The following is a 23,272-nucleotide window of genomic DNA, read 5'->3' on the forward strand; positions in this document are numbered from 1 at the left end:
TGATGTCAGCGTTTCAGGGCCGACAGATCGGCATCCACACCCCGACGTTCGTCGAACACGAAGCAGTTGCCGTGGTAGTGGGCGCCGCCGGTTTCCTCGAAGTATTTGAGGATGCCGCCTTCGAGCTGGTAGACGTGGTCCAGCCCGGCTTCTTGCATGAAGATGGCGGCCTTTTCGCAACGGATGCCGCCGGTACAGAAGCTCACCACGGTCTTGCCTGCCAGCTCGGCCCTGTGGTCCAGCACCGCCTGCGGAAACTCGGAAAACTTGCTGATGCGCCAGTCGATCGCATTGTCGAAGGTGCCCTGGTCGACCTCGAAGTCATTGCGCGTGTCCAGCGTCACCACCGGACGGCCTTCGTCGTCATGCCCTTGGTCGAGCCAGCGCTTCACCGTGGCCGCCGGCACTGCCGGCGCCCGCCCTTCGGCGGGGCGGATGGTAGGGTGGTTCATGCGGATGATCTCGGGCTTGACCTTGACCAGCATCTTGCGAAACGGCTGCTGTGCCGACCAGCTTTCCTTCGGTACGATGTCGGCAAAGCGCGCATCGGCGTGCAGATGCGCCACCAGGGCGCGCACCGCTTCTGCGGGGGCGGCCAGAAACAGGTTGATGCCTTCCTCGGCCAGCAAGATCGTGCCTTTCAGACCCAGGTCGAGCGTCAGTGCCTGAAGCTGTGTGCGCAGCTCGGTCGCATCGGGCAGGGGGACGAATTTGTAGGCGGAGATGTTGAGGATGTCGTTCACCCGCCAATTTTAAAAGAGCGGCATGCCGGACGGGCGGGTGGGGGAAAACTACAATGGTTCCCATGTTTGCCCACCTGCGTCTCCACACCGAATTTTCCGTCGTCGACGGCACCAACCGCATCGACGAGATCGTCAAGGCAGCCGCGGCTGACGGCCAGCCAGCGCTGGCGATCACCGACCTGAACAACCTGTTCGGAGCGGTCAAGTTCTACAAGGAAGGGCGCGGCAAGGGCGTCAAGCCGGTCATCGGCGTGGAGATCCTGCTCGAGGGGCTGGGGCAGGACCCGACGGCTTTCTCCAAGATGCTGCTGCTGGTGCAGAACAAGCAGGGTTATCTGAACCTGTCCGAGATCCTGGCGCGCGCCTGGACGCAGAACGTGCACAAGGCGCAGGCCGTGATCAAGCTGGACTGGCTGAAAGAGCTGAATGAGGGCCTGATCGCCTTGTCCGGCGCGCAAGCAGGTGCTGTCGGGCAGGCCCTGGTGCAGGGAGATGATGCACGCGCCCACGAGCTGGCACTGCAACTGGGCTCCATCTTCACGCATCGCTTCTACATCGAGCTGCAACGTGCTGGCCGCGCCGATGACGAGGCCCATGTAACGGCCGCGGTGCAGCTGGCTGCACGCATGAAACTGCCGGTGGTGGCCACGCACCCGGTGCAGTTCGCCACCGAGGACGATTACGAAGCGCATGAGGCCCGTGTCTGTATTTCCGAGGGCGAAATCCTGGGCAACCCGCGGCGCGTGCGCAAGTTCACACGCGAGCAGTATTTCAAGAACACCGCCCAGATGGAGGCGCTGTTCGCCGATGTGCCGAGCGCCATTGCCAACACCCTGGAAATTGCCAAGCGCTGCAACCTCACGTTGGTGCTGGGCAAACCGCAGCTGCCCAACTTCCCGATTCCCGGCGGCCTGAGCATCGAGGAGTATTTCCGCAAGGTCTCGCTGGAGGGGCTGGAGGAGCGCCTGCAGTTGCTCTACCCGGATGTGGCGGAGCGCGACAAGCAACGTCCGCGCTACCTGGAGCGGCTGGAGTTCGAGATCGGCACCATCCTGAAGATGGGGTTCCCGGGTTACTTCCTGATCGTGGGTGACTTCATCCAGTGGGCCAAGACCCATGGCTGTCCGGTTGGCCCGGGCCGGGGTTCCGGTGCCGGTTCGCTGGTGGCTTATGCGCTGAAGATCACCGACCTCGATCCACTGGAATACAACCTGCTGTTCGAACGTTTCCTGAACCCGGAACGTGTCTCGATGCCTGACTTCGACATCGACTTCTGCCAGGCCAACCGTGACCGCGTGATCGACTACGTGAAAGAGAAGTATGGCAAGGATGCGGTGAGCCAGATCGCCACCTTCGGCACCATGGCGGCGCGTGCCGCCATTCGTGACGTGGGCCGGGTGCTCGACATGAGCTACACCTTCTGCGACGGCATCAGCAAGCTGATTCCGAACAAGCCGGGCCAGCACATCACCATCGCCGGTGCCCTGGAGGCCGAACCGATTCTGGCCGAGCGGCTGGAGAAGGAAGACGAGGTCAAGACCCTGCTGGCACTGGCGCAGAAGCTCGAAGGCATGACACGCAACATCGGCATGCACGCCGGTGGCGTGCTGATCGCGCCAGGCAAGCTGACCGACTTCTGCCCGCTTTACCAGCAGCCCGGCAGCGAGTCGGCGGTGAGCCAGTACGACAAGGACGATGTGGAGGCCATCGGCCTGGTGAAGTTCGACTTCTTGGGTCTGGCCACGCTGACCATCCTGGAGATCGCGCGTGAATTCATCATGGCGCGCCACAAGGGGCAGGAGAACTTCGCGTTTGAGACCATCCCCCTGAACGACAAGGCCACCTACCGCCTGTTCCAGGAGGGCAAGACCGAGGCCGTGTTCCAGTTTGAAAGCCGCGGCATGCAGGGCATGCTGCGCGACGCCAAGCCCACGCGGCTGGAAGACCTGATCGCCCTGAACGCGCTGTACCGCCCGGGCCCGATGGACCTGATCCCGAGCTTCGTGGCGCGCAAGCACGGGCGCGAGGAAGTGGAGTACCCGCACCCGGCGGTGGCCGAGATGCTGAGTGAGACCTACGGCATCATGGTCTACCAGGAGCAGGTGATGCAGACGGCACAGATCCTGGGCGGCTACTCGCTCGGCGGCGCCGACCTGCTGCGCCGCGCCATGGGCAAGAAGAAGGCCGAGGAGATGGCCGAGCACCGGGAGAAGTTCCGGGCCGGCGCGCTGGCTACCCACAACATTTCCCAGGACAAGGCCGACGAGGTCTTTGACCTGATGGAGAAGTTCGCCGGCTACGGCTTCAACAAGTCGCACGCCGCCGCCTATTCGCTGCTGGCCTACCACACCGCCTGGCTCAAGGTGCACTACACCGCCGAGTTCTTCTGCGCCAACATGACGGTGGAAATGGACGACACCGACAAGCTGAAGGTGCTGTTCGAAGACGCGCTCAAGATGGGCATGACCTTTGAGGCGCCGGATGTGAACCGCGGCAACTACCGTTTCGAGCCGATCTCCGACACCGTCATCCGCTACGGCCTGGGCGCCGTCAAGGGCACCGGCCAGCAGGCGATCGAGGCCATCGTGAAAGCCCGCGAAGAAGGCGGCCCGTTCACCAGCCTGTACGACTTCTGCGTGCGGGTCGACCGTTCGCGCCTGAACAAGCGCACCATCGAGGCCTTGATCAAGGCCGGTGCCTTCGATGCGCTGCAGCTCAACCGCGCGTCCTTGATCGCCTCGATCGACCGCGCCTTCGACTTTGCGAACGCCACGGCGGCCAATGCCAACCAGGGCGGCCTGTTCGACATGATGGGCGACGACAGCCATGGCTCCAGTACGCAGGAACCGGAGCTGGTGGACGTGCTGCCCTGGGGCGTGAAGGAACGCCTGACCAACGAGAAAACCGCGGTCGGCTTTTACCTCTCGGGCCACCTGTTCGACGAGGTGACACTGGAAGTACGCCGGTTCGTCAAGCGCTCGCTGGACGACCTGATCGACACGCGCGAGCCGCAGCTGCTGGCCGGCATCATTTCTGACTTTCGTGTCATCAACGGCCAGCGCGGCAAGCTGGGCCTGTTCAAGCTCGACGACAAATCGGCGGTGATTGACGCCCGCGTCGACGAGGCGCTGATGAATGCCAACAAACACCTGTTCAAGGACGATGAGCTCATCATTGTCATGGGCAAGGTGCAGCCCGACCGCTTTTCCGGCGGCCTGCAGCTCACCGTGAACCAGGTCTGGGACCTGGCTGCGGCGCGCTGTCGCTTTGGCAAGTACCTGCGCGTGGCGGTCAACGGCCGCGCGCCCGATATCCGGCGCCTGGTGGCCGACTTCCCGCCGCAGCGCGAGATGACGGAGCAAGGAGAGCTGCTGCGCGGTCTGGGGGTGCGGCTGTCACTGCGGCGCGAGGGATCGGGCATTGCGGCCGCGGCGGAGTTGCAGCTGGGGGAAGATGCCAAGTTCTTTCCCACGGATGCGGCACTGGCGGGGTGGATGGCGCAGGCTGATCAAGGCAAGGCCTTGATTGTTTATGAATGAAATTGGGTTCCCGATTTTGTCATTCATGCGCCAGATGCTATTGAATTTGTAGCAAGCTCTGCGGTGCCATTGAACTGACAAGAGGCGCTGTGCCAGCTTCCATCCCAGCGGGCAAGGCACTTTTTCTTGCAACGCCCGAGAGGGGGGAGGCCCGATTCCAATCTCCAGGCCAATTGGGGGTAGCTGACAAGCTGTCCAGGGTTTTTGTAGTCGGTTGCAGCAATATGCACGTATAATCAAAAAAGCACGATCGTTCGTTTTTATTTGCTGTCGCCCGTGGCGCAGTCTGGGAACGCGGTGCCGAATAGAATCTCGTGATTGACGTACGCGTCAATCACAACAACTGAATTTGCAACTAGCTGGAGTGGCAGAAATGAAAGTCCTGGTAGCCGTCAAACGCGTGGTGGACTACAACGTGAAGGTCCGAGTCAAGTCGGACAACACCGGTGTAGACATCGCCAACGTCAAAATGAGCATGAACCCGTTTGACGAGATCGCTGTGGAAGAGGCCGTGCGCCTGAAAGAAAAGGGTGCCGTCACCGAAGTCATCGCCGTCTCCTGCGGTGTGGCCCAGTGCCAGGAAACCCTGCGCACTGCCATGGCCATTGGCGCCGACCGCGCCATCCTGGTCGAGACCGCCGAAGAGCTGCAGCCCCTGGCCGTGGCCAAGCTGCTCAAGGCCCTGGTCGACAAGGAACAACCGGGCCTGGTGATCCTGGGCAAGCAGGCCATCGACGACGACTGCAACCAGACCGGCCAGATGCTGGCCGCCCTGGCCGACCTGCCGCAAGCCACCTTCGCCTCCAAGGTCGAAGTGGCCGATGGCAAGGCCAGCGTCACGCGTGAAGTCGACGGCGGTCTGGAGACCCTGAGCGTCAGCCTGCCGGCGGTCATCACCACCGACCTGCGCCTGAACGAGCCGCGTTACGTGACGCTGCCCAACATCATGAAGGCCAAGAAGAAGCAGCTCGACACCGTCAAGCCGGAAGACCTGGGCGTTGATGTCGCTCCGCGCATCAAGACCCTCAAAGTCATGGAGCCGCCCAAGCGCAGCGCCGGCATCAAGGTGCCCGATGTCGCCACCTTGGTGGCCAAGCTGAAGAATGAAGCGAAAGTGATCTAAGGAGTTGATGGAAATGACTGCACTCGTTATTGCTGAACACGACAACGCTTCCATCAAGGGCGCGACCTTCAACACCGTCACCGCGGCCAAGGCCTGCGGTGGCGACGTCCATGTGCTGGTGGCTGGCCACAATGCCGGCGCTGCTGCTGCGGCGGCGGCCCAGATTGCCGGCGTGGCCAAGGTGATACATGCCGATGGCGCCCAGCTGGCCAACGGTCTGGCCGAGAACGTCGCGGCCCAGGTGCTGGCCATCGCCGGCAACTACAGCCATATCCTGTTCCCGGCCACCGCCTCGGGCAAGAACGTGGCGCCGCGCGTCGCGGCCAAGCTCGATGTCGGCCAGATTTCCGACATCACCAAGGTCGATGCCGCCGACACTTTCGAGCGCCCGATCTACGCCGGCAACGCCATTGCCACGGTGCAAAGTACCGATGCCACCAAGGTCATCACCGTGCGTACCACGGGCTTTGACGCAGCGGCCGCCACCGGCGGTTCTGCCGCGGTGGAAACCGTGGCAGCGGCTGCCGACAGCGGCAAGAGCAGCTTTGTCGGCTCCGAGCTGGCCAAGAGCGATCGCCCCGAACTGACGGCGGCCAAGATCATCGTCTCCGGTGGTCGCGCGCTCGGTTCGAGCGAGAAGTTCAACGAAGTGATGACGCCGCTGGCCGACAAGCTCGGCGCCGCCATCGGCGCCAGCCGTGCCGCAGTGGACGCGGGCTACGCCGCCAATGACCTGCAGGTCGGCCAGACCGGCAAGATCGTGGCGCCGCAGCTCTACATCGCCTGCGGCATCAGCGGTGCCATCCAGCACCTGGCCGGCATGAAGGATTCCAAGGTGATCGTGGCCATCAACAAGGACCCCGAAGCGCCGATCTTCAGCGTGGCCGACTACGGCCTGGAGGCTGATCTCTTCACCGCCGTGCCGGAACTGGTTGCGGCGCTTTAAGCCCTGCACCCCAAGGCATCGCGCGCGATGCCTTTTTTTTGACTTGTAGACCCTGAATTCGCTTGGAGCAAGACCATGAGCTATGTCGCGCCTGTCAAGGACATGCTGTTCAACATCAAACACTTGGCGCAGATCGACGAGATCGCCCGCATTCCCGGTTTCGAGGATGCCGGCTTCGACACGGCACAAGCGGTGCTGGAAGAAGCGGCCAAGTTCAACGAGCAGGTGATCGCGCCGCTGAACTGGGACGGCGACAAGAACCCTTCGAGCTGGAAGGATGGCCAGGTCACCACCACACCGGGCTTCAGTGATGCCTTCCGCCAGTTTGCTGAAGGCGGCTGGCAGGGCCTGCAGCACCCGGTCGACTTCGGCGGCCAGGGCCTGCCCAAGACCATCGGTGCGGCCTGCATCGAGATGTGCAACAGCGCCAACCTCAGCTTTGCGCTGTGCCCGCTGCTGACCGACGGCGCCATCGAGGCGCTGCTGACGGCCGGCTCGGATGAACTCAAGGCGACCTACCTGGAAAAGCTGGTCAGCGGCGAGTGGACCGGCACCATGAACCTGACCGAACCGCAGGCCGGCTCCGACCTGTCGCTGGTGCGCAGCCGTGCCGAGCCGCAGCCTGACGGCAGCTACAAGGTGTTCGGCACCAAGATTTTCATCACCTACGGTGAGCACGACATGGCCGACAACATCGTCCATCTGGTGCTGGCACGCGTGACCGGCGCGCCCGAGGGCATCAAGGGCATCAGCCTGTTCGTGGTGCCGAAGTTCCTGGTGAACAAGGACGGCTCGCTGGGCGCACGCAATGACGTGCACTGCGTCAGCATCGAGCACAAGATGGGCATCAAGGCCAGCCCGACCGCCGTGCTGCAGTATGGCGACCACGGTGGTGCCGTCGGTTACCTAGTGGGTCAGGAGAACCGTGGCCTGGAGTACATGTTCATCATGATGAACGCCGCGCGTTATGCGGTGGGCATGCAGGGCATCGCCGTGGCCGAGCGCGCCTACCAGAAGGCCGTGGCCTACGCACGTGACCGCGTGCAGAGCCGCCCGGTTGATGGCTCCATCAAGGCCAGCGCGCCCATCATCCACCACCCGGACGTACGGCGCATGCTCATGACCATGCGCGCCTACACCGAGGGCTGCCGTGCCATGGCGTCCGTCGCCGCTGCCGCCTACGATGCTGCGCACCACCACCCGGATGCTGAGGTGCGCAAACAGAACCAGGCCTTCTACGAATTCATGGTGCCGCTGGTCAAGGGCTACAGCACCGAGATGAGCCTGGAAGTCACGTCGCTGGGCGTGCAGGTGCACGGCGGCATGGGTTTCATCGAGGAGACCGGCGTAGCGCAGTACTACCGCGATGCCAAGATCCTGACCATTTACGAGGGCACCACCGCCATCCAGGCCAACGACCTGGTGGGGCGCAAGACGGCGCGCGACGGCGGCCAGACCGCCAAGGCGATTGCCAAGCAGATCGAAGCCACCGAGGCCGAGCTGAAGAAGCAAGGCAGTGCCGACGCGCTGGCCGTGGCCAAACGGCTGACAGCGGCACGCCTGGCGTTCATCGATGTGGTCGACTTCATGGCAGGCCAAGGCAACCCGAACGACGTTTATGCCGGCAGCGTGCCCTACCTGATGCTGGCGGGCAACCTGATGGCGGGCTGGCAACTGGCGCGCGCGCTGCTGGTGGCACAGCAGCAACTGGCCCAGGGTGAAGATGCCGCCTTCATGCAGGCCAAGATCACGGTGGCGCGCTTTTATGCCGACCACATGCTGAGCCGTGCGCCCGGCGTGCGCGACAGCATCGTGGAAGGGGCCGCCAGTGTGACGGCACTGGCGCTGGATGCTTTTTAAATCACTATAAAAAGAATAGCGGCTGTCGCCCGATTGACAAGGGCTACAGTCGTTTTTCATTAATATTTATTTCAATAAGTTACTGGAGGCAAGATGTCCAAGCTCCCCGCTACTCTGCAAAACCTGCCGCTGCCCATCATCGGCTCGCCGTTGTTCATCATCAGCAACCCCAAGCTGGTGATTGCCCAGTGCATTGCCGGTGTGGTGGGGTCGATGCCGGCGCTCAATGCGCGTCCGGCCTCGCAGCTTGACGAGTGGCTGGCCGAGATCACGGAAGCGCTGGCGGCGCATAACAAGGCCCATCCCGACCGCCCGGCGGCACCGTTCGCCATCAACCAGATCGTGCACAAGTCCAACGACCGGCTGGAGCACGACATGGCGCTGTGCGTGAAGTACAAGGTGCCGGTCATCATCACCTCGCTTGGCGCGCGCGAGGAGATCAACCAGGCGGCGCACAGCTATGGCGCCGTGGTGCTGCACGACATCATCAACAACAAGTTCGCGCACAAGGCGATCGAAAAGGGCGCCGACGGCCTGATTGCGGTGGCGGCCGGTGCCGGTGGCCATGCGGGCGTGAAGAGCCCGTTTGCGCTGGTGCAGGAGATCCGCCAGTGGTTCGACGGCCCGCTGGCGTTGAGCGGCTCGATTGCCAGTGGCGCTGCCGTGCTGGCGGCGCAGGCCATGGGGGCTGACTTTGCCTACATGGGTTCTGCCTTCATTGCCACCAATGAGGCGCGCGCGGCCGAGGCCTACAAGCAGGCCATCATCGACGGCAACTCGGACGACATCGTCTACAGCAACCTCTTCACCGGCGTGCACGGCAACTACCTGGCGCCCAGCATTCGCGCAGCCGGCCTGGACCCCGAGAATCTGCCCGAGAGCGATCCGAGCAAGATGAATTTCGGCGGTGATGCCAAGAAGGCGTGGAAGGACATCTGGGGCTGCGGTCAGGGCATTGGTGCCATCAACAAGATCCAGAGCACCGCCGAGTTCGTGGACCAGCTGCGCCGTGAATACCGGCAGGCCCGTGAGCGCTTGCTGGCCATGCCTTACGTGGTGTGATGCTGCAGTTGCAACACGGTGGCTGGTCCCGCTCAGTGCGGGAGCAGTTCAGTCAGCGATGAAGGCGCCCAGGCGTGGAAGGAACTGAAGGGGTTGAGCAACTGCGGTAGCTGAGATGACTGGCGCAGCAGTGCCAGGACATCTTGTGCGCTGAGCCACCACAGGCCAACCACCACAGCGCCGCACAGCACAAACAAGAGGGCGTTCTGCCGCAGGTTGGCCAGCAGGGGAATGCGCCGGACCGGCAGGCGCCAGAGCCAGAGTGCCGGCAGCAGGCCGAGTACCAGGAACAGGCCGGCCAGTTGCCAGCTGGCGGCATGACGCACTTGCGCGGCTGGGGTCGACAACCCGGCACTGAGGTCGATGGCGCCGGCCTGACCCAGCATCAGTGGCGTATTGAGTGCACTCAGCAGCAGCAGCAACAGGGCTGCCGGCTTGAGGGTTCTGCGCCAGCACAGCAGGCTCAGCAGGGCCATCAATGCAAACACCATGATCAGACCCAGCCGCAGACCGAGCCACCAGAGCTGGCCGGTTTCCAATGGCAGGCGGGAGAGTTCGCGCCACAAGGGGATATTGCACACCACGGTCAGCCAGAGGCAGGTCAGGGACAAAACCGTGACAGGGTGAGTTGCCTCCCGCTGGGTTTCCGGCGACAGGTAGGCCGATTCCGCAAATTCTGTGACATGAAACAGTTTGATTGTCATGGCCAAGTATTGTTAGGGATCACAGCCCCGTAGCGTAACAGGCCGTAACGGGTGCCAGTTCATGCCAACAGGCGTCAACCGGCATCAAGTCGGCCAGGTGGAGCCGTGTTCCGGCACCATGGCACGCCAGCCCAGATCGTGCTTGATGCGTTTGCGCAATTCGTCGGCCGGCCCCATCTCACCGTGCACGACATAGACCTGATCCGGTCGCTCCGGCATGGTGCGCAGCCAGTCCATCAATTGGCTGGCGTCGGCATGGGCCGATGCGGATTGCAGCTGCACCACCTCGGCATTGACGCTGACGTCCTGACCATGGATGCGGACCGACTTGGCGCCGCTGGCCAGCGTGGCGCCGCGCGTGCCGGGGGCCTGGAAGCCGGTGAGGATGATCATGTTGCGGTGATTGCCGGCATGCAGGGCCAGGTGGTGCAGCACACGGCCGCCGGTGGCCATGCCGCTGGCCGCCAGGATCACCATCGGGCCGTGGCGGCGCCCCAGGGCCTTGGACTCATCAGGCGTGTTGACCATGGTGGCACAGTGGGTCAGGGCCCGTACCTGCTTGGTGGTCAGCCGGTGCTCGTGCGGGTAGTGTTCCACCAGGTGCGTACTGTGGATGGCCATCGGGCTGTCCAGGAACACCGGCAGCGAGTTGGGGATGTCGCCGCGGAGCTTGAGTTCGGCAATGGCATGCAGGATGGCCTGGGCCCGGCCGACGGCAAACACCGGCAGCACGGCCACGCCGCCGCGCGCCGCGACGCGGTGCAGGGCGGGCCCCAGTTCGGCCAGCACATCTTCGTCGGGGTGCTCGCGGTCGCCGTAGGTCGATTCGATCAGCACCGTGTCGGCCGCGGGTGCGCGGTCGGGCGGGTTCATGAGGAAGTCGTCGGTGCGGCCGAGGTCGCCTGAAAACAGGATGCGCCGGCCCGCCACTTCCAGCAGCAAACTGGCCGCGCCCAGGATGTGGCCGGCACGCGAGAAGGTGGCACGCCAGCCTGGGATGGGCTGGAAGGTGTGACCGAAATCCGTGGTCTTGATCAGCGACAGGCAGTCCAGCGCATCCTGGCGCGTGTACAGCGGCAGCGCCGGCGTGTGCTTGGAGAAACCATGGCGGTTGGCGAAGGCAGCGTCTTCTTCCTGGATGTGGCCGCTGTCGGGCAGCAGGATGCCGCACAGGTCGCGCGTGCCGGGCGTGGCATGGACATGGCCTTCAAAACCTTCGCGCGCCAGCAGCGGCAGGTAACCGCTGTGGTCGAGGTGGGCGTGGGTCAGGACCACGGCATCGATCTGGCTGGGGGCCACCGGCAGCGGACTCCAGTTGCGCAGGCGCAGCTGCTTGTAGCCCTGGAACAGACCGCAATCCACCAGCAGGCTGTGCTTGTCATGCTGGACCAGGAATTTGGAGCCGGTAACGGTATCGGCCCCGCCGAGGAAGGTGATGTTGACGCTCATGCAGAGAAACTCCGTTGTGGCTGCCATGTTAGCGCGTCAGATAAGAAAAAAGCCGCGGAGTTGGTGAAACTCCGCGGCTGATGGGATGTGCAGCTCCGTTGGACGGATCAGCTGAAGAAGCTCTTCAGCCGGTCGGTCCAGCTGTCTTCGCTGGGCGAATGCTTGGCGCCGCCTTTCTTGAGCGACTCGTCGAGTTCGCGCAGCAGCTTGCGCTGGTGCTCGGTCAGCTTGACCGGTGTTTCCACCGTGATGTGGCAGTACAGGTCGCCCGGGTAGCTGGAGCGGATGCCCTTGATGCCCTTGCCGCGCAGGCGGAACTGCTTGCCGGTCTGCGTGCCCTCGGGGATGTCGATCGCGGCCTTGCCGGCCAGTGTCGGCACCTCGATCTCGCCGCCCAGCGATGCGGTCACGATGCTGATCGGCACTGCGCAGTGCAGGTCGTCGCCATCGCGCTCGAAGATGTCGTGCTTGCGCAGCCGGATCTCGATGTAGAGATCGCCCGGCGGGCCGCCGTTGGTGCCGGGCTCGCCGTTGCCGGCGCTGCGGATGCGCATGCCGTCGTCGATACCGGCCGGAATCTTCACTTCCAGCGTCTTCTGGCGCTTGATGCGGCCCTGGCCATGGCAACTGGTGCAGGGCTCGGGAATGATCTTGCCGCTGCCGTGGCAATGCGGGCAGGTCTGCTGCACGCTGAAGAAGCCCTGGCGCATCTGCACCGAGCCGGAGCCGTGGCAGGTGGAGCAGGTCTTGACCTGGGTGCCGGGCTTGGCGCCGCTGCCATGGCAGGTGCTGCAGTTGTCCCAGCTCGGCACGCGGATCTGCGCATCCTTGCCACGCGCGGCTTCCTCCAGCGTGATTTCCATCGCGTAGCTGAGATCGCTGCCGCGGTAGACCTGACGGCCACCGGCACCGCGTCCGCGCTGTTGGCCGAACATGTCGCCGAAGATGTCGCCGAAGGCTTCAGCGAATCCGCCGGAGAAACCTTCACCGGGGCCGCCGCCGCGCATGTTGGGGTCGACGCCGGCATGGCCGTACTGGTCGTAGGCGGCACGCTTTTGCGCATCGGACAGCATCTCGTAGGCCTCTTTGGCCTCCTTGAACTTCTCTTCCGCCACCTTGGCACTGTCCCCCTGGTTGCGGTCAGGGTGGTGCTTCATCGCCAGCTTGCGATAGGCCTTCTTGATGTCATCCTCGGACGCGTTCTTCGGCACGCCCAGGATTTCGTAAAAGTCTCTTTTTGCCATTGGGGTTCTCGGGAGTCAGTGACGCAAAACGCCGCGCCGATGGTCCTGGCGGACCATGCGGACGCGGCGCGCAGGGTGGCACACAGCCTGCGCCTTAGCCTTTTTTGACTTCCTTCACTTCGGCGTCCACGATGTTGTCGTCAGCAGCCGGGCGGCTGGCCGATTCGGCACCGCCAGCAGCAGCCTCGGCAGCACCTGCGCCGGCACCGGCGGCAGCCTGGGCTGCCTGCTGGTCGGCGTACATTTTCTCGCCCAGCTTCTGGCTGGCAGCCATCAGGGCTTCGGTCTTGGCGTCGATGGCGGCCTTGTCGTCGCCCTTGAGGGCCTCTTCCAGCTCCTTGACGGCCGCTTCGATCTTTTCCTTCTCGCCGGCTTCGAGCTTGTCGCCGTACTCGGTCAGACTCTTCTGCACGCTGTGCAGTGCGGCATCGCCCTGGTTGCGGGACTGCACCACCTCGAGCTTCTTCTTGTCTTCGGCGGCGTTGAGTTCGGCGTCCTTCACCATCTGCTGGATTTCTTCCTCGCTCAGGCCGGAGTTGGCCTTGATGGTGATCTTGTTTTCCTTGCCGGTGCCCTTGTCCTTGGCGCCGACGTGCAGGATGCCGTTGGCGTCGATGTCGAACGACACCTCGATCTGCGGCAGGCCACGCGGCGAGGGCGGGATGCCTTCCAGGTTGAACTCGCCCAGCAGCTTGTTGCCGGAGGCGATTTCACGCTCGCCCTGGAACACCTTGATGGTCACGGCCGGCTGGTTGTCCTCGGCGGTGGAGAAGGTCTGTGCGAACTTGGTCGGAATGGTCGTGTTCTTGGCGATCATCTTGGTCATGACGCCACCCAGCGTTTCGATACCCAGCGACAGCGGGGTCACGTCCAGCAGCAGCACGTCCTTGCGGTCGCCGGAGAGCACCTGGCCCTGGATGGCAGCACCGACGGCCACGGCCTCGTCGGGGTTGACGTCCTTGCGCGGCTCCTTGCCGAAGAACTCCTTCACCTTCTCCTGCACCTTGGGCATGCGGGTCATGCCGCCGACCAGGATCACGTCATGGATGTCGCCCACGGACACGCCGGCATCCTTGATGGCGGTGCGGCAAGGCGCGATGGTGCGCTCGATCAACTCTTCCACCAAGCTTTCCAGCTTGGCACGGGTCAGCTTGATGTTCAGGTGCTTCGGACCCGAGGCGTCGGCCGTGATGTAGGGCAGGTTGATGTCTGTGGCGGCCGAGCTGGAGAGTTCGATCTTGGCCTTCTCGGCGGCTTCCTTCAGGCGCTGCAGGGCCAGCACGTCCTTGGACAGGTCGACGCCTTGTTCCTTCTTGAATTCGCCGATGATGAAGTCGATGATGCGCTGGTCGAAGTCCTCGCCACCCAGGAAGGTGTCGCCGTTGGTGGACAGCACTTCGAACTGCTTTTCGCCGTCAACGTCAGCGATCTCGATGATGGAGACGTCGAAGGTGCCGCCGCCCAGGTCGTACACGGCAATCTTGCGGTCACCCTTTTCGGACTTGTCCAGGCCGAAGGCCAGGGCTGCAGCGGTGGGTTCGTTGATGATGCGCTTGACGTCCAGGCCGGCGATGCGGCCGGCGTCCTTGGTGGCCTGGCGCTGGGCGTCGTTGAAGTAGGCCGGCACCGTGATCACGGCTTCGGTCACGGGTTCGCCGAGGTAGTCTTCGGCGGTCTTTTTCATCTTGCGCAGGATGTCGGCGCTGACCTGCTGGGCCGAGATCTGCGTGCCGCGCACTTCCACCCAGGCGTCGCCGTTGTCGGCGGCCACGATGGAGTAGGGCATCAGGTTGATGTCCTTCTGCACTTCCTTCTCGGTGAACTTGCGACCGATCAGGCGCTTGATGGCGTACAGGGTGTTCTTCGGGTTGGTCACGGCCTGGCGCTTGGCGGAAGCGCCGACCAGCACCTCACCATCCTCCTGGTAGGCCACGATGGAGGGCGTGGTGCGCGCACCTTCCGAGTTCTCGATCACCTTGGTGGTGTTGCCTTCCATGATGGACACGCACGAGTTGGTGGTGCCCAAGTCAATGCCGATGATTTTTCCCATGTTTTTACTCCTGCTATTTTGAAAAATTCAGATATTCGTCACGTGTGGATAACCTGAGCAATTTCAAGTATCCGGGGGCGCTTATTTGGGTGCGGCCACGGTCACCAGGGCCGGGCGCAACACGCGATCGGCGATCAGGTAACCCTTTTGCAGCACGCCCACCACGGTGTTGGCCTCCTGCTCGGCCGGCACCATGCTGATGGCCTGGTGTTGGTGCGGATCGAACTTGGCACCGGCGGCCGGGTTGATGGCAATCACCTTGTTGCGCTCCAGCGCAGCAACCAGTTGGCGCAGCGTGGCCTCGGCGCCTTCGCGGATCTGCTGCGGCGTGGCGTCCTTGATGGCCAGGCCGGCTTCCAGGCTGTCGGCCACGGGCAGCAGGCTGTCGGCAAAGCTTTCCACGGCGAATTTGCGGCTCTTGGAGATTTCGTCCTCGGCACGGCGGCGGGCATTTTCGGCTTCCGCTTTGGCGCGCAGGAATTGGTCAGCCAGTTCGGCGCTTTTCGCCTTGAGTTCGGCCAGTTCGGCCTGCGCCTGGCTCAGCAGATCGGCCTCGTGGGCGGCGACGATGTCTTCGCCGCTGGGCTCGCCGGCTTGGGAAGGGGTAGGGGTGGTGTCAGACATGCGAATAAGTCGTGGATACGGGGTTCATGCGCGGATATGGGGGCCACCGCGACCGTTTCAAGAGGAGCGGCGGCTTGACATGGCGGGGCACCGGGCCCCGCCGTGAGTCGGCCCGAAGTGGGGCTCAGCCCGACAGGCCGAGCAGTTCGACGTCGAACTTGAGCGTGGCGTTGGGCGGGATCACGCCGCCGGCACCGCGGGCGCCATAGCCCAGCTCGGCCGGGATGATCAGGGTGCGGGTGCCGCCGATCTTCATGCCGGCCACGCCTTCGTCCCAGCCACGGATCACCATGCCGGCACCGAGGGAGAAGCGGAACGGATCGTTGCGGTCCTTGCTGGAGTCGAACTTGGCGCCCTGCACGCCGTTGCTGTAGAGCCAGCCGGTGTAGTGGACGGTGACGTCCTGGCCGCGCGTGGCTTCAGCGCCGGTACCGACGGTGGTGTCTTCGTACTGCAGGCCGGAAGGGGTGGTGATCATGGTGCGGTCCTTTTTGCTATTGATTTGATAGCTGGTGGCGCCTGATGGACGAGGCGCAACATCCAGAAAACCGCAAATTATGCCAGCAGGCCCCGGTGCCGGGGCTGCATCTCAGCGCGCTTTTTTCGCCTGGCTGGCGGCCCATTTGCTGGCGAAAGCCTGCAGGTCGCCCAGTCGCTTGAGCAGATCGAGGCCGGTGCTGGTGAGCAGGTAACCGTCGCTGCCATGGTTGAGCAGGCCGGCTTCGCGCAATTCCTTGATACGGGTGTTCAATGTGTTGGGGGTGATGCCACCCACGCTGTCCTGCAGCAGCCGGAAGGTCTGGGCATGGCCGTCGCGCAGAGCCCACAGCACGCGAATCGCGTAGCGGGACTCCAGCAGGCCAAGCAGCTGACCGATGGCGGCGTTTTCTTTGGAACTCATTGAACAGCACTCCTCAAAGCGTGAATCGGGCGCCGGGCGGGTCTCCCTGTGCCAAGTCCGGTGCTACAGACCGGGGCTTGTCGACGCGAGCGCCGACTATAGCGTAGTTTTTTGCCTGCTACAAGTTTCATAGCTGATGATGGCTGACATACAACAGCATCGGGCCGCGTGGCTGAACAAGCCGGGTTCAGGCGTAGATTTTTCGCAGCAGTTGCATCAGGGTCCGGCGCTCCGCGGCGCTCAGGCGCGCGGTGGCGTCTTCCTCCAGTTGGGTGACGGTCTGTTCAGCCTGGCGCACCAGTTTCTTCCCGGTGGGCGTCAGGTGCAGCCCCACGGCGCGGGCGTCGTGGGGGTGCGGTTGGCGCGTGATGAGTTCGCGTTTTTCCAGCGTGTTGACCATGCCCACCAGATTGGGGGGCTGGATGTTCAGGGTGGTGCACAGCTGGCGCGAGGTGATGCCGGGGTTGTGCGCGATCAGTGACAGCACCGAGAAGTCGACCAGCCGCAACTCGAACACGGCCATGTGCTTGAGAAAGGACTCGGCAATGACCAGAGTGGCACGGCGCGCGTTGTAGCCGACCAGGCTTTCCAGATAGCTGGTGTCAACCTTGTCGACGGCGGGCACGGTGCTTTTGTCTTGCGTGGAACTCATGCGGCCAGCATAGCCTGTGCACCTGCCTGTGTCAGCTGTTCCCGGATGATCTGCTGACGCATCTCAAACTCGGGCAGGATCCAGTGTTGCAGGGCGCGCGCCGGGGCTGCCCAGCGAATCCCCGTCGTGCCGTTGGCCGCGCCGATCCGGGTCCAGGCCCAGCCCAGCAGGGCCAAGGCCACGGCGCGCAGGAAGTCGTCAGCCACCCAATAGGCCAGTTCGGCCTGCTGTGCGTTCGCCTGCGACAGCTGCACCGCCAATTTGCGGACGGCGTCGAAGCGGTGCAGCACCGCCGCCTGGGCCGCCTGGCTGGCATCCATCTCTTGCGCCAGCTCGTCCAGCAGGGCCGATAGTGCGGCGCCGCCATCCGGCAGCACCTTGCGCACCAGCAGGTCGATCGCCTGGATTTCGTTGGTGCCTTCGTAAATCATGGCCACGCGCGCGTCGCGCACGATCTGCTCGATGCCCCACTCGCGCACATAACCGTGGCCGCCGAACACCTGAAGGCATTCGCTGGCACCATGGAAGGCTTGGTGGGTCCAGGCGGACTTGAGCACTGGCGTCACCAGGCTGCACCAGCGCTGTGCGCGTTCACGGCGTGCAGCATCGGCATGGTGTTTGGCAATGTCGAGTTCCACCGCCGTGCGGTAGGCCAGCACGCGGCCGCCGTCGATCCAGGCGCGCTGCGTGTCCAGCATGCGCTGGATGGCCGGGTGTTCCGCAATCAGGTCAGCCGCTTCGTTGCTCTTGCGTGGTCCGGGCGCGCGCATCTGCCGCCGCTCCTGCGCATAGGCGCTGGCTTTCTGCCAGGCGGCTTCCAGCAGGCCGATGCCTTGCAGGCCCACATGCATGCGTGCGGCGTTCATCATGACGAACATCGCATTCAGGCCGCGGTTGGGTTCACCCACCAGCCAGCCGGTGGCTGCATCAAAGCGCATCACACAGGTCGGGCTGCCGTGCAGCCCCATTTTTTCCTCGATGCGCTCGCACACAACGGGGTTGCGGCTGCCGTCCGGCAGGAACTTCGGTGCCAGGAACAGCGACAGGCCTTTGGGGCCGGCCGGTGCATCCGGCAGACGCGCCAGCACCAGGTGCACGATGTTGTCGCTCAGGTCGTGCTCGCCACCGGAGATGAAGATCTTGGTGCCGCTGATGCGGTAGCTGTCGTCGCCCTGTGGCGTAGCCTTTGTGCGCACCAGGCCGAGGTCGCTGCCTGCGTGCGGTTCCGTCAGGCACATGGTGGCCAGCCACTCGCCGGTCGCGATCTTTTCCAGATAGCGTGTTTTCAGTTCCTCGCTGCCATGGTGCTTGAGGCACTCGTAAGCGCCGTGCAGCAGGCCCGGGGCCATGGTCCAGCCATGGTTGGCCGCGCTCAGCATTTCGTACAGCACGGCTTCCAGCACGGACGGCAGCCCCTGGCCGCCGTCTTCTGTTGCACAGGCCAACGAGGGCCAGCCACCCTGCCAGAAGGCCTGGTAGGCCTGGCGGAAGCCCGGCGGTGCCGTGACCACCCCCGCGTCGAAACGACAGCCGGTCTCGTCACCGATGCGCTGCAAGGGCGCAATCTCGCTGGCGACGAATTTCCCCGCTTCTTCCTGCACCTGCTGCATGAGGTCGGTATCGACTTCAGCAAAGGGTGGCAGGGCTTGCAGCTGGGCCGGGGCGTCCAGCACCGCCGTCAGGATGTGCTGGATGTCGTCAAGACGCGGTTGGTAGTCCATGGCCGATCAGGACTCCGCAGTGAAGCCGATCTTCTTGATCAGCGGACCCCAGTGCTTGGCTTCTGCTGCCTGGGAGGCAGCCATTTCCTCCATGGTCGAGCCGCGCGGGATCAGGCCGACAATGGCCAGGCTGTCGATGACGGACTTCTCTTTCAGCGCGGCATTGATGGCGGCATTGGCGGCCTGCAGCACGTTCTTCGGTGTCTTGGCCGGTGCATAGAAGCCGAACCATTCTTCGGTGGTCAGCTCGGGGAAGCCCTGCTCTGCAAAGGTCGGCACCTCAGGCACATAAGGCGAGCGCTTCGGGCCGGAGGTGGCCAGAATGCGCAGCTTGCCGGCCTTGTAGTTGGCGATGAAGTCGCCGTGTGGCGTCACCATGGCGGCGATCTGGCCGCCGACCACGTCGGTCACGCCCGGCACCGAGCCGCGATAGGGCACGTGCTTGAGTTCGGTGCCGCTGTTGATGCCCAGCAGTGCGCCCAGGAAGTGCGGCGTGGAGCCAGCACCGGGCGAGCCGTAGCTGGCATCCTTCGGATTGGCCTTGGCCCAGGCCAGGAAATCCTTGACGGTTTTCACATTGGCTGGCACCAGCGGACCCACGGCCAGGCCGTGGTGCATGACGGCGCCGATGGAGATCGGGGCGAAGTCCTGCGGGACGTAGTTCATCTTGCTGTAGATGTACGGGTAGTTGGCCAATGCCGAGACCTGGGCCAGGGCCAGCACGGAACCATCTGCGGGAGCGGCCTTGAGCGTTTCCAGCGCGATGCGGCCGCCGGCGCCGGGTTTGTTTTCGACCACTGCGGCATTTTTGGTGAAGGCCGAGCCGGCCATCTTCTCGCCGACGCGGCGTGCCACGCTGTCACCGGAGCTGCCGGCGGGGAAGCCGTAGAGGATCTTGACCTGGTCCAGGGCTTGGGCAAAAGCCGAGAACGGGCCGAGGGCGCCGAGCGCGGCAGCGCCGGCAGCGGCTTGGACGAAGTTGCGACGTGTGGTCATGGTGTTGTCTCCTTTTGTAGGTGGATGGGACGGGGGAAAATCGAATCAGCGCGGCGCCATGCGCAGAGCGCCATCCAGACGGATCACCTCGCCATTGAGGTGGCCGTTGGTCACGATGTGACAGGCCAGTTGGGCAAACTCCTCGGGTTTGCCCAAGCGCGACGGGAAGGGAATGGACGCGGCCAACGATGCCTGCACCGCCTCCGGCAGTTCCTTCATCAGCGGCGTGGCAAACAGGCCGGGTGCCACGGTGCAGACGCGGATGCCGTGCTGCGCCAGATCGCGTGCCATGGGCAGCGTCATGCCGACCAGACCGCCTTTGGAGGCGCTGTAGGCCTGCTGACCCACTTGGCCGTCGAAGGCCGCCACCGAAGCGGTGAACATCATCACGCCGCGTTCGCCGTCTTCCAGCGGGCTGAGCTTGACGCATTCGGCCGCGAACAAGCGGCTGATGTTGTAGCTGCCGATCAGGTTGACGTTGATGACGCGGGAAAAGTCTTCCAGCGGTGCCGGCGCACCATCGCGGCCGACCACGCGCTTGGCGGTGCCAATGCCGGCAATGTTCATCAGGATGCGGGCCGGGCCATGAACGGCCGTGGCTTTGGCCAGGGCGGCGAGCACGCTGTCGGTGTTGGTGATGTCGCACTGGCAGGCGACGCCGCCGATGTCGGCCGCGACTTTCTCGGCGAGCGCGACGTTAACATCGAGCACGGCCACCTTGGCGCCCAGGCGTGCCAGCTCGCGTGCGGTGGCCTCGCCAAGGCCGGAAGCGCCGCCGGTGACGAGTGCCGCTTGTCCTTTGATATCCATGTCAGTGGTCCTTGATGTGGCGCGTCTGTCGTGACGCGGGGAAGAAATGCGCCCATTCGGAGGCGCCCGCGGAATCGGCTTCGCCGGGCCGCTGGGTGCGCCCCCTTGAGGGAGAGGCGCCGAAGGCGCTTCGGGGGTGCTTCATGCCTGCGGTTTGATGATGCCGGGCGCGCTGTCATCGTGCAGGGCCTGCACCAGGGCGTCACGGTGTTTCAGAACGGCACGTTGGTTGAGCGAGCCCTTGTCCGTGACCTCGCCCTTGTCGATGGAAGGCGGCTCGGCCAGCAGCAGAGCACGCGCAATGCGGTTGGCGCTGCCGGTGGCTTCGCGTGCCAGCTGGTTGATGACGGCCTGCAGGCGCAGGCGTACCGGCTCGCTGGCGAGCACGTCTTCCCATGGTGCGTCGGCGCCCAGGCCGCTGACGGTGCGGCAGGCGGGCGAGGGGAAAATCAAGGCGCCGACTTCCTTCATGTTCAGGCCGGTCAGCACGACATCCTGCACATAGGGCGCGCCGGTGACGATGACCTTGGCGCGCATCGGTCCGACGCTGACAAAGGTGCCGGTGGCGAGTTTGAAGTCTTCCGCAATGCGACCGTCGAACTTGAGGCCGCGGTGGATGTTGTCGGGGTCGATCCACTGCACGGCGTCGCCAGTGCAAAGGTAGCCCTCTTCGTCGAACACATCGCGGGTGGCCTGCTCGGAACGCCAGTAGCCCGGTGTGACGTTGGGGCCTCGGTAACGCACCTCGATCTTGCCGTCCACATCCACCAGCTTGAGCGTCATGCCCGGCACCGGTGCACCGATGTCGCCGGCTTTCACATTGGGGCTGTTGGTGAACATGGCCGACGGGGCGGACTCGGTCATACCCAGGCCGGTGGCCATGACAATGCGCTCGCCCACCTCGGCCTCGGCTGTCTCGTGCAGGCTGTCCCACACCGGTTGCGCCAGGCCGGCACCGGAGTAGAAGAACATGCGCACGCGAGACAGCAGGTTGCGGCGCAGCTCGGCGTCGGTTTTCATCGCTTGGGCGATCATCTCGAAGCCGGTCGGCACATTGAAATAAAGCGTCGGCGCGATTTCACGCAGATTGCGCAGCGTCTCATTGATCAGGGCTGCCGTGGGCTTGCCGTCGTCAATGTAGAGCGTGCCACCGTGCTGCAAAGTCAGGCCGACGTTGTGGTTGCCGCCGAACGTGTGGTTCCACGGCAGCCAGTCGACGAACACCGGCGGTGCCTCGGCCAGCACCGGCATGGACAGGGTGATCTGCTGCAGGTTGGCGCACCACATGCGATGGGTGTTGATCACCGGCTTGGGCATCTTGGTCGAGCCCGAGGTGAAGAGGAACTTGGCGATGGTGTCGGGGCGCACGGCGTGCATGGCGTCATCCACGGCGGTCGTGGCTGAGGTGTTGCGCAGTGTGTCGAAAGACGTGCTCTTGCGTCCCTCGATCGACCCCTGGGCCAATACCACTTCGACGTCGGCGCCGACCGTCGTCTGGATGGCGCGGCCGTAGCGTGCGCCATCGGCGGCGAACACCAGGCCCGGGGTCAGCGTGTCCAGCACGTGGCGCAGCTTGTCGTAGTCCTGGCTCACGGTGGCATAGGCCGGCGAGACCGGGCAGTAGGGCACCCCGGCGTAAATGCAGCCCAGCGACATCAACGCATGCTCGAGCGTGTTTTCACTGAGGATCACCACCGGGCGTTCGGGGGAGAGCTTGCGGTCCAGCAGCGCCTGGCCGATACGACGCGCGCTGTCCAGCGCCTGGGCGTAGCTGATGCGCTGCCAGTCGCCGGTACGGCCATCGCCCAGCTGGGCACGACGTGCCATGAAAGTTCGGTCGGGTTCGGCTTCAGCCCAGTGCACCAGAAAGTCGCTCAGTCGCCGGGCAAAGGCGCCCAGCGGCAGTTCCGCCTGCACGTAGCGCACGCCGGGCGCACCTTCGCGCACGCTGACGCGTGTGACGCCGAAATTCACCGGACGATAGCGCGGTGTGGGGGTGGAGTTGATGGTCTCGCTCATGGGTTTCTTGTCTGCAATCAGTGGGAGGCGTGGCTTCAGCCTTTGCTGACCTTGGCGGCCTTGCCTTCAAGGAAGGCACGCACGCGTTCCTTGGCTTCCGGTGCGCTTTGCGCGATGGCGGCCATCATGGCCTCCGTCAGGAAGCCCTGGTCGGCCGGCTGCTCGGCGATGCGCGGCAGGGCGTGGATCAGGGCGTAGTTGGTCAGCGGCGCGTTCTGGGCCACACGCACGGCGAGTTCGAAGGCCTTGTCAAAGGCGGAACCCTGCGGGACCAGGTACTGGGCGAAGCCAGCTTTTTCACCGTCCTGGGCGTTGTAGACGCGGCCGGTCAGCATCATGTCGGTCATGCGTGCAGCACCAATCAGGCGCGGGATGCGCACCGCACCGCCGCCGCCGACGAAGATGCCGCGCGAGCCTTCGGGCAGGGCGTAGAAGGTGGATTCGTCGGCCACGCGGATATGGCAGGCGCTGGCCAGCTCCAGGCCCCCGCCGACCACGGCGCCGTGCAGCGCAGCAATCACCGGAACCGGGCCGTACTGTACGCACTCCAGCGCGGCGTGCCACATGCGCGAATGGTGCAGGCCCTGGCCGGCGTCGCGTTCCTTCAGCTCGCTCAGGTCGAGACCGGCGCAGAAGTGCTCGCCATCGCCGTCGATCACGGCGGCACGCACGCCTTCAGGCATGTTCTCAAACAGGTTGCGAATGGCGAGAATCAGGCCGTCGTTGAGCGCGTTGCGCTTGGCGGGACGGGTGAGGCGGATGACGGCGACTTCCTGGTGTTCGCCGCGGCGCTCGAAATGAATGTCTTGTTGGCTCATGGTTGCGTTTC

General features: G+C 64.2%; 19 protein-coding genes. 5 read left to right on the forward strand and 14 right to left on the reverse strand.

Going from position 1 to position 23,272, the window contains the following annotated elements; genetic code table 11:
- Positions 1-5 precede the first annotated feature (5 nt).
- Positions 6-743: a sulfurtransferase gene (locus tag CDE01S_RS12025; RefSeq protein WP_066707674.1), complete on the reverse strand. Its 738-nt coding sequence runs from the start codon at positions 741-743 to the stop codon at positions 6-8.
- A gap of 62 nt (positions 744-805) precedes the next feature.
- Between CDE01S_RS12025 and dnaE the strand changes: the two genes are divergently transcribed.
- From dnaE to CDE01S_RS12050, 5 genes are all read left to right on the forward strand, one after another.
- Positions 806-4,282, forward strand: coding sequence for a DNA polymerase III subunit alpha (gene dnaE, locus CDE01S_RS12030; protein WP_066707677.1), 3,477 nt, complete (start codon positions 806-808; stop codon positions 4,280-4,282).
- A gap of 373 nt (positions 4,283-4,655) precedes the next feature.
- Complete coding sequence (locus tag CDE01S_RS12035) at positions 4,656-5,405, forward strand: electron transfer flavoprotein subunit beta/FixA family protein (protein ID WP_066707679.1); 750 nt, start codon at positions 4,656-4,658, stop codon at positions 5,403-5,405.
- 13 nt (positions 5,406-5,418) lie between these two features.
- Positions 5,419-6,351 carry an electron transfer flavoprotein subunit alpha/FixB family protein gene (locus CDE01S_RS12040; RefSeq protein ID WP_066707797.1) on the forward strand — a complete coding sequence of 311 codons (933 nt, stop codon included), beginning with the start codon at positions 5,419-5,421 and terminating at the stop codon, positions 6,349-6,351.
- A 75-nt stretch (positions 6,352-6,426) separates the two neighbouring features.
- Positions 6,427-8,211, forward strand: a complete 1,785-nt coding sequence (locus CDE01S_RS12045; RefSeq protein ID WP_066707681.1) for an acyl-CoA dehydrogenase — start codon at positions 6,427-6,429, stop codon at positions 8,209-8,211.
- A 93-nt stretch (positions 8,212-8,304) separates the two neighbouring features.
- Complete coding sequence (locus CDE01S_RS12050) at positions 8,305-9,273, forward strand: NAD(P)H-dependent flavin oxidoreductase (RefSeq protein ID WP_066707683.1); 969 nt, start codon at positions 8,305-8,307, stop codon at positions 9,271-9,273.
- 32 nt (positions 9,274-9,305) lie between these two features.
- On the opposite strand, the gene CDE01S_RS12055 is transcribed toward CDE01S_RS12050, so the two are convergent.
- The 13 genes from CDE01S_RS12055 to CDE01S_RS12115 all read right to left on the reverse strand — a co-directional run bounded on the left by CDE01S_RS12055 (position 9,306) and on the right by CDE01S_RS12115 (position 23,261).
- Positions 9,306-9,977 carry a phosphoethanolamine transferase domain-containing protein gene (locus tag CDE01S_RS12055; protein WP_066707686.1) on the reverse strand — a complete coding sequence of 224 codons (672 nt, stop codon included), beginning with the start codon at positions 9,975-9,977 and terminating at the stop codon, positions 9,306-9,308.
- 84 nt (positions 9,978-10,061) lie between these two features.
- Positions 10,062-11,426 carry an MBL fold metallo-hydrolase RNA specificity domain-containing protein gene (locus CDE01S_RS12060; RefSeq protein WP_066707688.1) on the reverse strand — a complete coding sequence of 455 codons (1,365 nt, stop codon included), beginning with the start codon at positions 11,424-11,426 and terminating at the stop codon, positions 10,062-10,064.
- A gap of 107 nt (positions 11,427-11,533) precedes the next feature.
- On the reverse strand, positions 11,534-12,670 hold the full coding sequence (gene dnaJ, locus CDE01S_RS12065; protein ID WP_066707691.1) for a molecular chaperone DnaJ: 1,137 nt from the start codon (positions 12,668-12,670) through the stop codon (positions 11,534-11,536).
- 94 nt (positions 12,671-12,764) lie between these two features.
- On the reverse strand, positions 12,765-14,720 hold the full coding sequence (dnaK, locus tag CDE01S_RS12070) for a molecular chaperone DnaK (protein WP_066707694.1): 1,956 nt from the start codon (positions 14,718-14,720) through the stop codon (positions 12,765-12,767).
- An 81-nt stretch (positions 14,721-14,801) separates the two neighbouring features.
- Positions 14,802-15,344 (reverse strand): nucleotide exchange factor GrpE, encoded by a 543-nt coding sequence (gene grpE / locus CDE01S_RS12075; RefSeq protein ID WP_066707697.1) that lies wholly within the window; start codon positions 15,342-15,344, stop codon positions 14,802-14,804.
- A 124-nt stretch (positions 15,345-15,468) separates the two neighbouring features.
- On the reverse strand, positions 15,469-15,822 hold the full coding sequence (locus CDE01S_RS12080) for an FKBP-type peptidyl-prolyl cis-trans isomerase (protein WP_066707700.1): 354 nt from the start codon (positions 15,820-15,822) through the stop codon (positions 15,469-15,471).
- Between the two features lie 111 nt (positions 15,823-15,933).
- Positions 15,934-16,245 (reverse strand): winged helix-turn-helix transcriptional regulator, encoded by a 312-nt coding sequence (locus CDE01S_RS12085; RefSeq protein WP_066707702.1) that lies wholly within the window; start codon positions 16,243-16,245, stop codon positions 15,934-15,936.
- Between the two features lie 187 nt (positions 16,246-16,432).
- Positions 16,433-16,897 carry a MarR family winged helix-turn-helix transcriptional regulator gene (locus tag CDE01S_RS12090; protein WP_066707704.1) on the reverse strand — a complete coding sequence of 155 codons (465 nt, stop codon included), beginning with the start codon at positions 16,895-16,897 and terminating at the stop codon, positions 16,433-16,435.
- Positions 16,894-18,618 (reverse strand): acyl-CoA dehydrogenase family protein, encoded by a 1,725-nt coding sequence (locus tag CDE01S_RS12095; RefSeq protein WP_066707707.1) that lies wholly within the window; start codon positions 18,616-18,618, stop codon positions 16,894-16,896. Before CDE01S_RS12095 ends, CDE01S_RS12090 begins: the two co-directional genes overlap by 4 nt.
- 6 nt (positions 18,619-18,624) lie before the next feature.
- Positions 18,625-19,614, reverse strand: coding sequence for a Bug family tripartite tricarboxylate transporter substrate binding protein (locus CDE01S_RS12100; protein ID WP_066707710.1), 990 nt, complete (start codon positions 19,612-19,614; stop codon positions 18,625-18,627).
- A gap of 45 nt (positions 19,615-19,659) precedes the next feature.
- Complete coding sequence (locus CDE01S_RS12105) at positions 19,660-20,424, reverse strand: SDR family NAD(P)-dependent oxidoreductase (RefSeq protein ID WP_066707712.1); 765 nt, start codon at positions 20,422-20,424, stop codon at positions 19,660-19,662.
- A gap of 141 nt (positions 20,425-20,565) precedes the next feature.
- Positions 20,566-22,443 (reverse strand): feruloyl-CoA synthase, encoded by a 1,878-nt coding sequence (locus CDE01S_RS12110; protein ID WP_066707715.1) that lies wholly within the window; start codon positions 22,441-22,443, stop codon positions 20,566-20,568.
- A 35-nt stretch (positions 22,444-22,478) separates the two neighbouring features.
- Entirely contained in the window at positions 22,479-23,261 is a 783-nt protein-coding gene (locus CDE01S_RS12115) for a crotonase/enoyl-CoA hydratase family protein (protein ID WP_066707718.1), read from the reverse strand.
- Positions 23,262-23,272 lie beyond the last annotated feature (11 nt).

This window comes from Curvibacter delicatus NBRC 14919 (assembly GCF_001592265.1).
In the GTDB taxonomy this organism is placed as follows: Bacteria; Pseudomonadota; Gammaproteobacteria; order Burkholderiales; family Burkholderiaceae_C; genus Hylemonella; species Hylemonella delicata.

Coding starts and splice junctions, on each gene's coding strand:
- dnaE (WP_066707677.1), top strand. CDS start 806: ATGTTTGCCCACCTGCGTCTCCACACCGAATTTTCCGTCGTCGACGGC.
- CDE01S_RS12035 (WP_066707679.1), top strand. CDS start 4,656: ATGAAAGTCCTGGTAGCCGTCAAACGCGTGGTGGACTACAACGTGAAG.
- CDE01S_RS12040 (WP_066707797.1), top strand. CDS start 5,419: ATGACTGCACTCGTTATTGCTGAACACGACAACGCTTCCATCAAGGGC.
- CDE01S_RS12045 (WP_066707681.1), top strand. CDS start 6,427: ATGAGCTATGTCGCGCCTGTCAAGGACATGCTGTTCAACATCAAACAC.
- CDE01S_RS12050 (WP_066707683.1), top strand. CDS start 8,305: ATGTCCAAGCTCCCCGCTACTCTGCAAAACCTGCCGCTGCCCATCATC.
- CDE01S_RS12055 (WP_066707686.1), bottom strand. CDS start 9,977: ATGACAATCAAACTGTTTCATGTCACAGAATTTGCGGAATCGGCCTAC.
- CDE01S_RS12060 (WP_066707688.1), bottom strand. CDS start 11,426: ATGAGCGTCAACATCACCTTCCTCGGCGGGGCCGATACCGTTACCGGC.
- dnaJ (WP_066707691.1), bottom strand. CDS start 12,670: ATGGCAAAAAGAGACTTTTACGAAATCCTGGGCGTGCCGAAGAACGCG.
- dnaK (WP_066707694.1), bottom strand. CDS start 14,720: ATGGGAAAAATCATCGGCATTGACTTGGGCACCACCAACTCGTGCGTG.
- grpE (WP_066707697.1), bottom strand. CDS start 15,344: ATGTCTGACACCACCCCTACCCCTTCCCAAGCCGGCGAGCCCAGCGGC.
- CDE01S_RS12080 (WP_066707700.1), bottom strand. CDS start 15,822: ATGATCACCACCCCTTCCGGCCTGCAGTACGAAGACACCACCGTCGGT.
- CDE01S_RS12085 (WP_066707702.1), bottom strand. CDS start 16,245: ATGAGTTCCAAAGAAAACGCCGCCATCGGTCAGCTGCTTGGCCTGCTG.
- CDE01S_RS12090 (WP_066707704.1), bottom strand. CDS start 16,897: ATGAGTTCCACGCAAGACAAAAGCACCGTGCCCGCCGTCGACAAGGTT.
- CDE01S_RS12095 (WP_066707707.1), bottom strand. CDS start 18,618: ATGGACTACCAACCGCGTCTTGACGACATCCAGCACATCCTGACGGCG.
- CDE01S_RS12100 (WP_066707710.1), bottom strand. CDS start 19,614: ATGACCACACGTCGCAACTTCGTCCAAGCCGCTGCCGGCGCTGCCGCG.
- CDE01S_RS12105 (WP_066707712.1), bottom strand. CDS start 20,424: ATGGATATCAAAGGACAAGCGGCACTCGTCACCGGCGGCGCTTCCGGC.
- CDE01S_RS12110 (WP_066707715.1), bottom strand. CDS start 22,443: ATGAGCGAGACCATCAACTCCACCCCCACACCGCGCTATCGTCCGGTG.
- CDE01S_RS12115 (WP_066707718.1), bottom strand. CDS start 23,261: ATGAGCCAACAAGACATTCATTTCGAGCGCCGCGGCGAACACCAGGAA.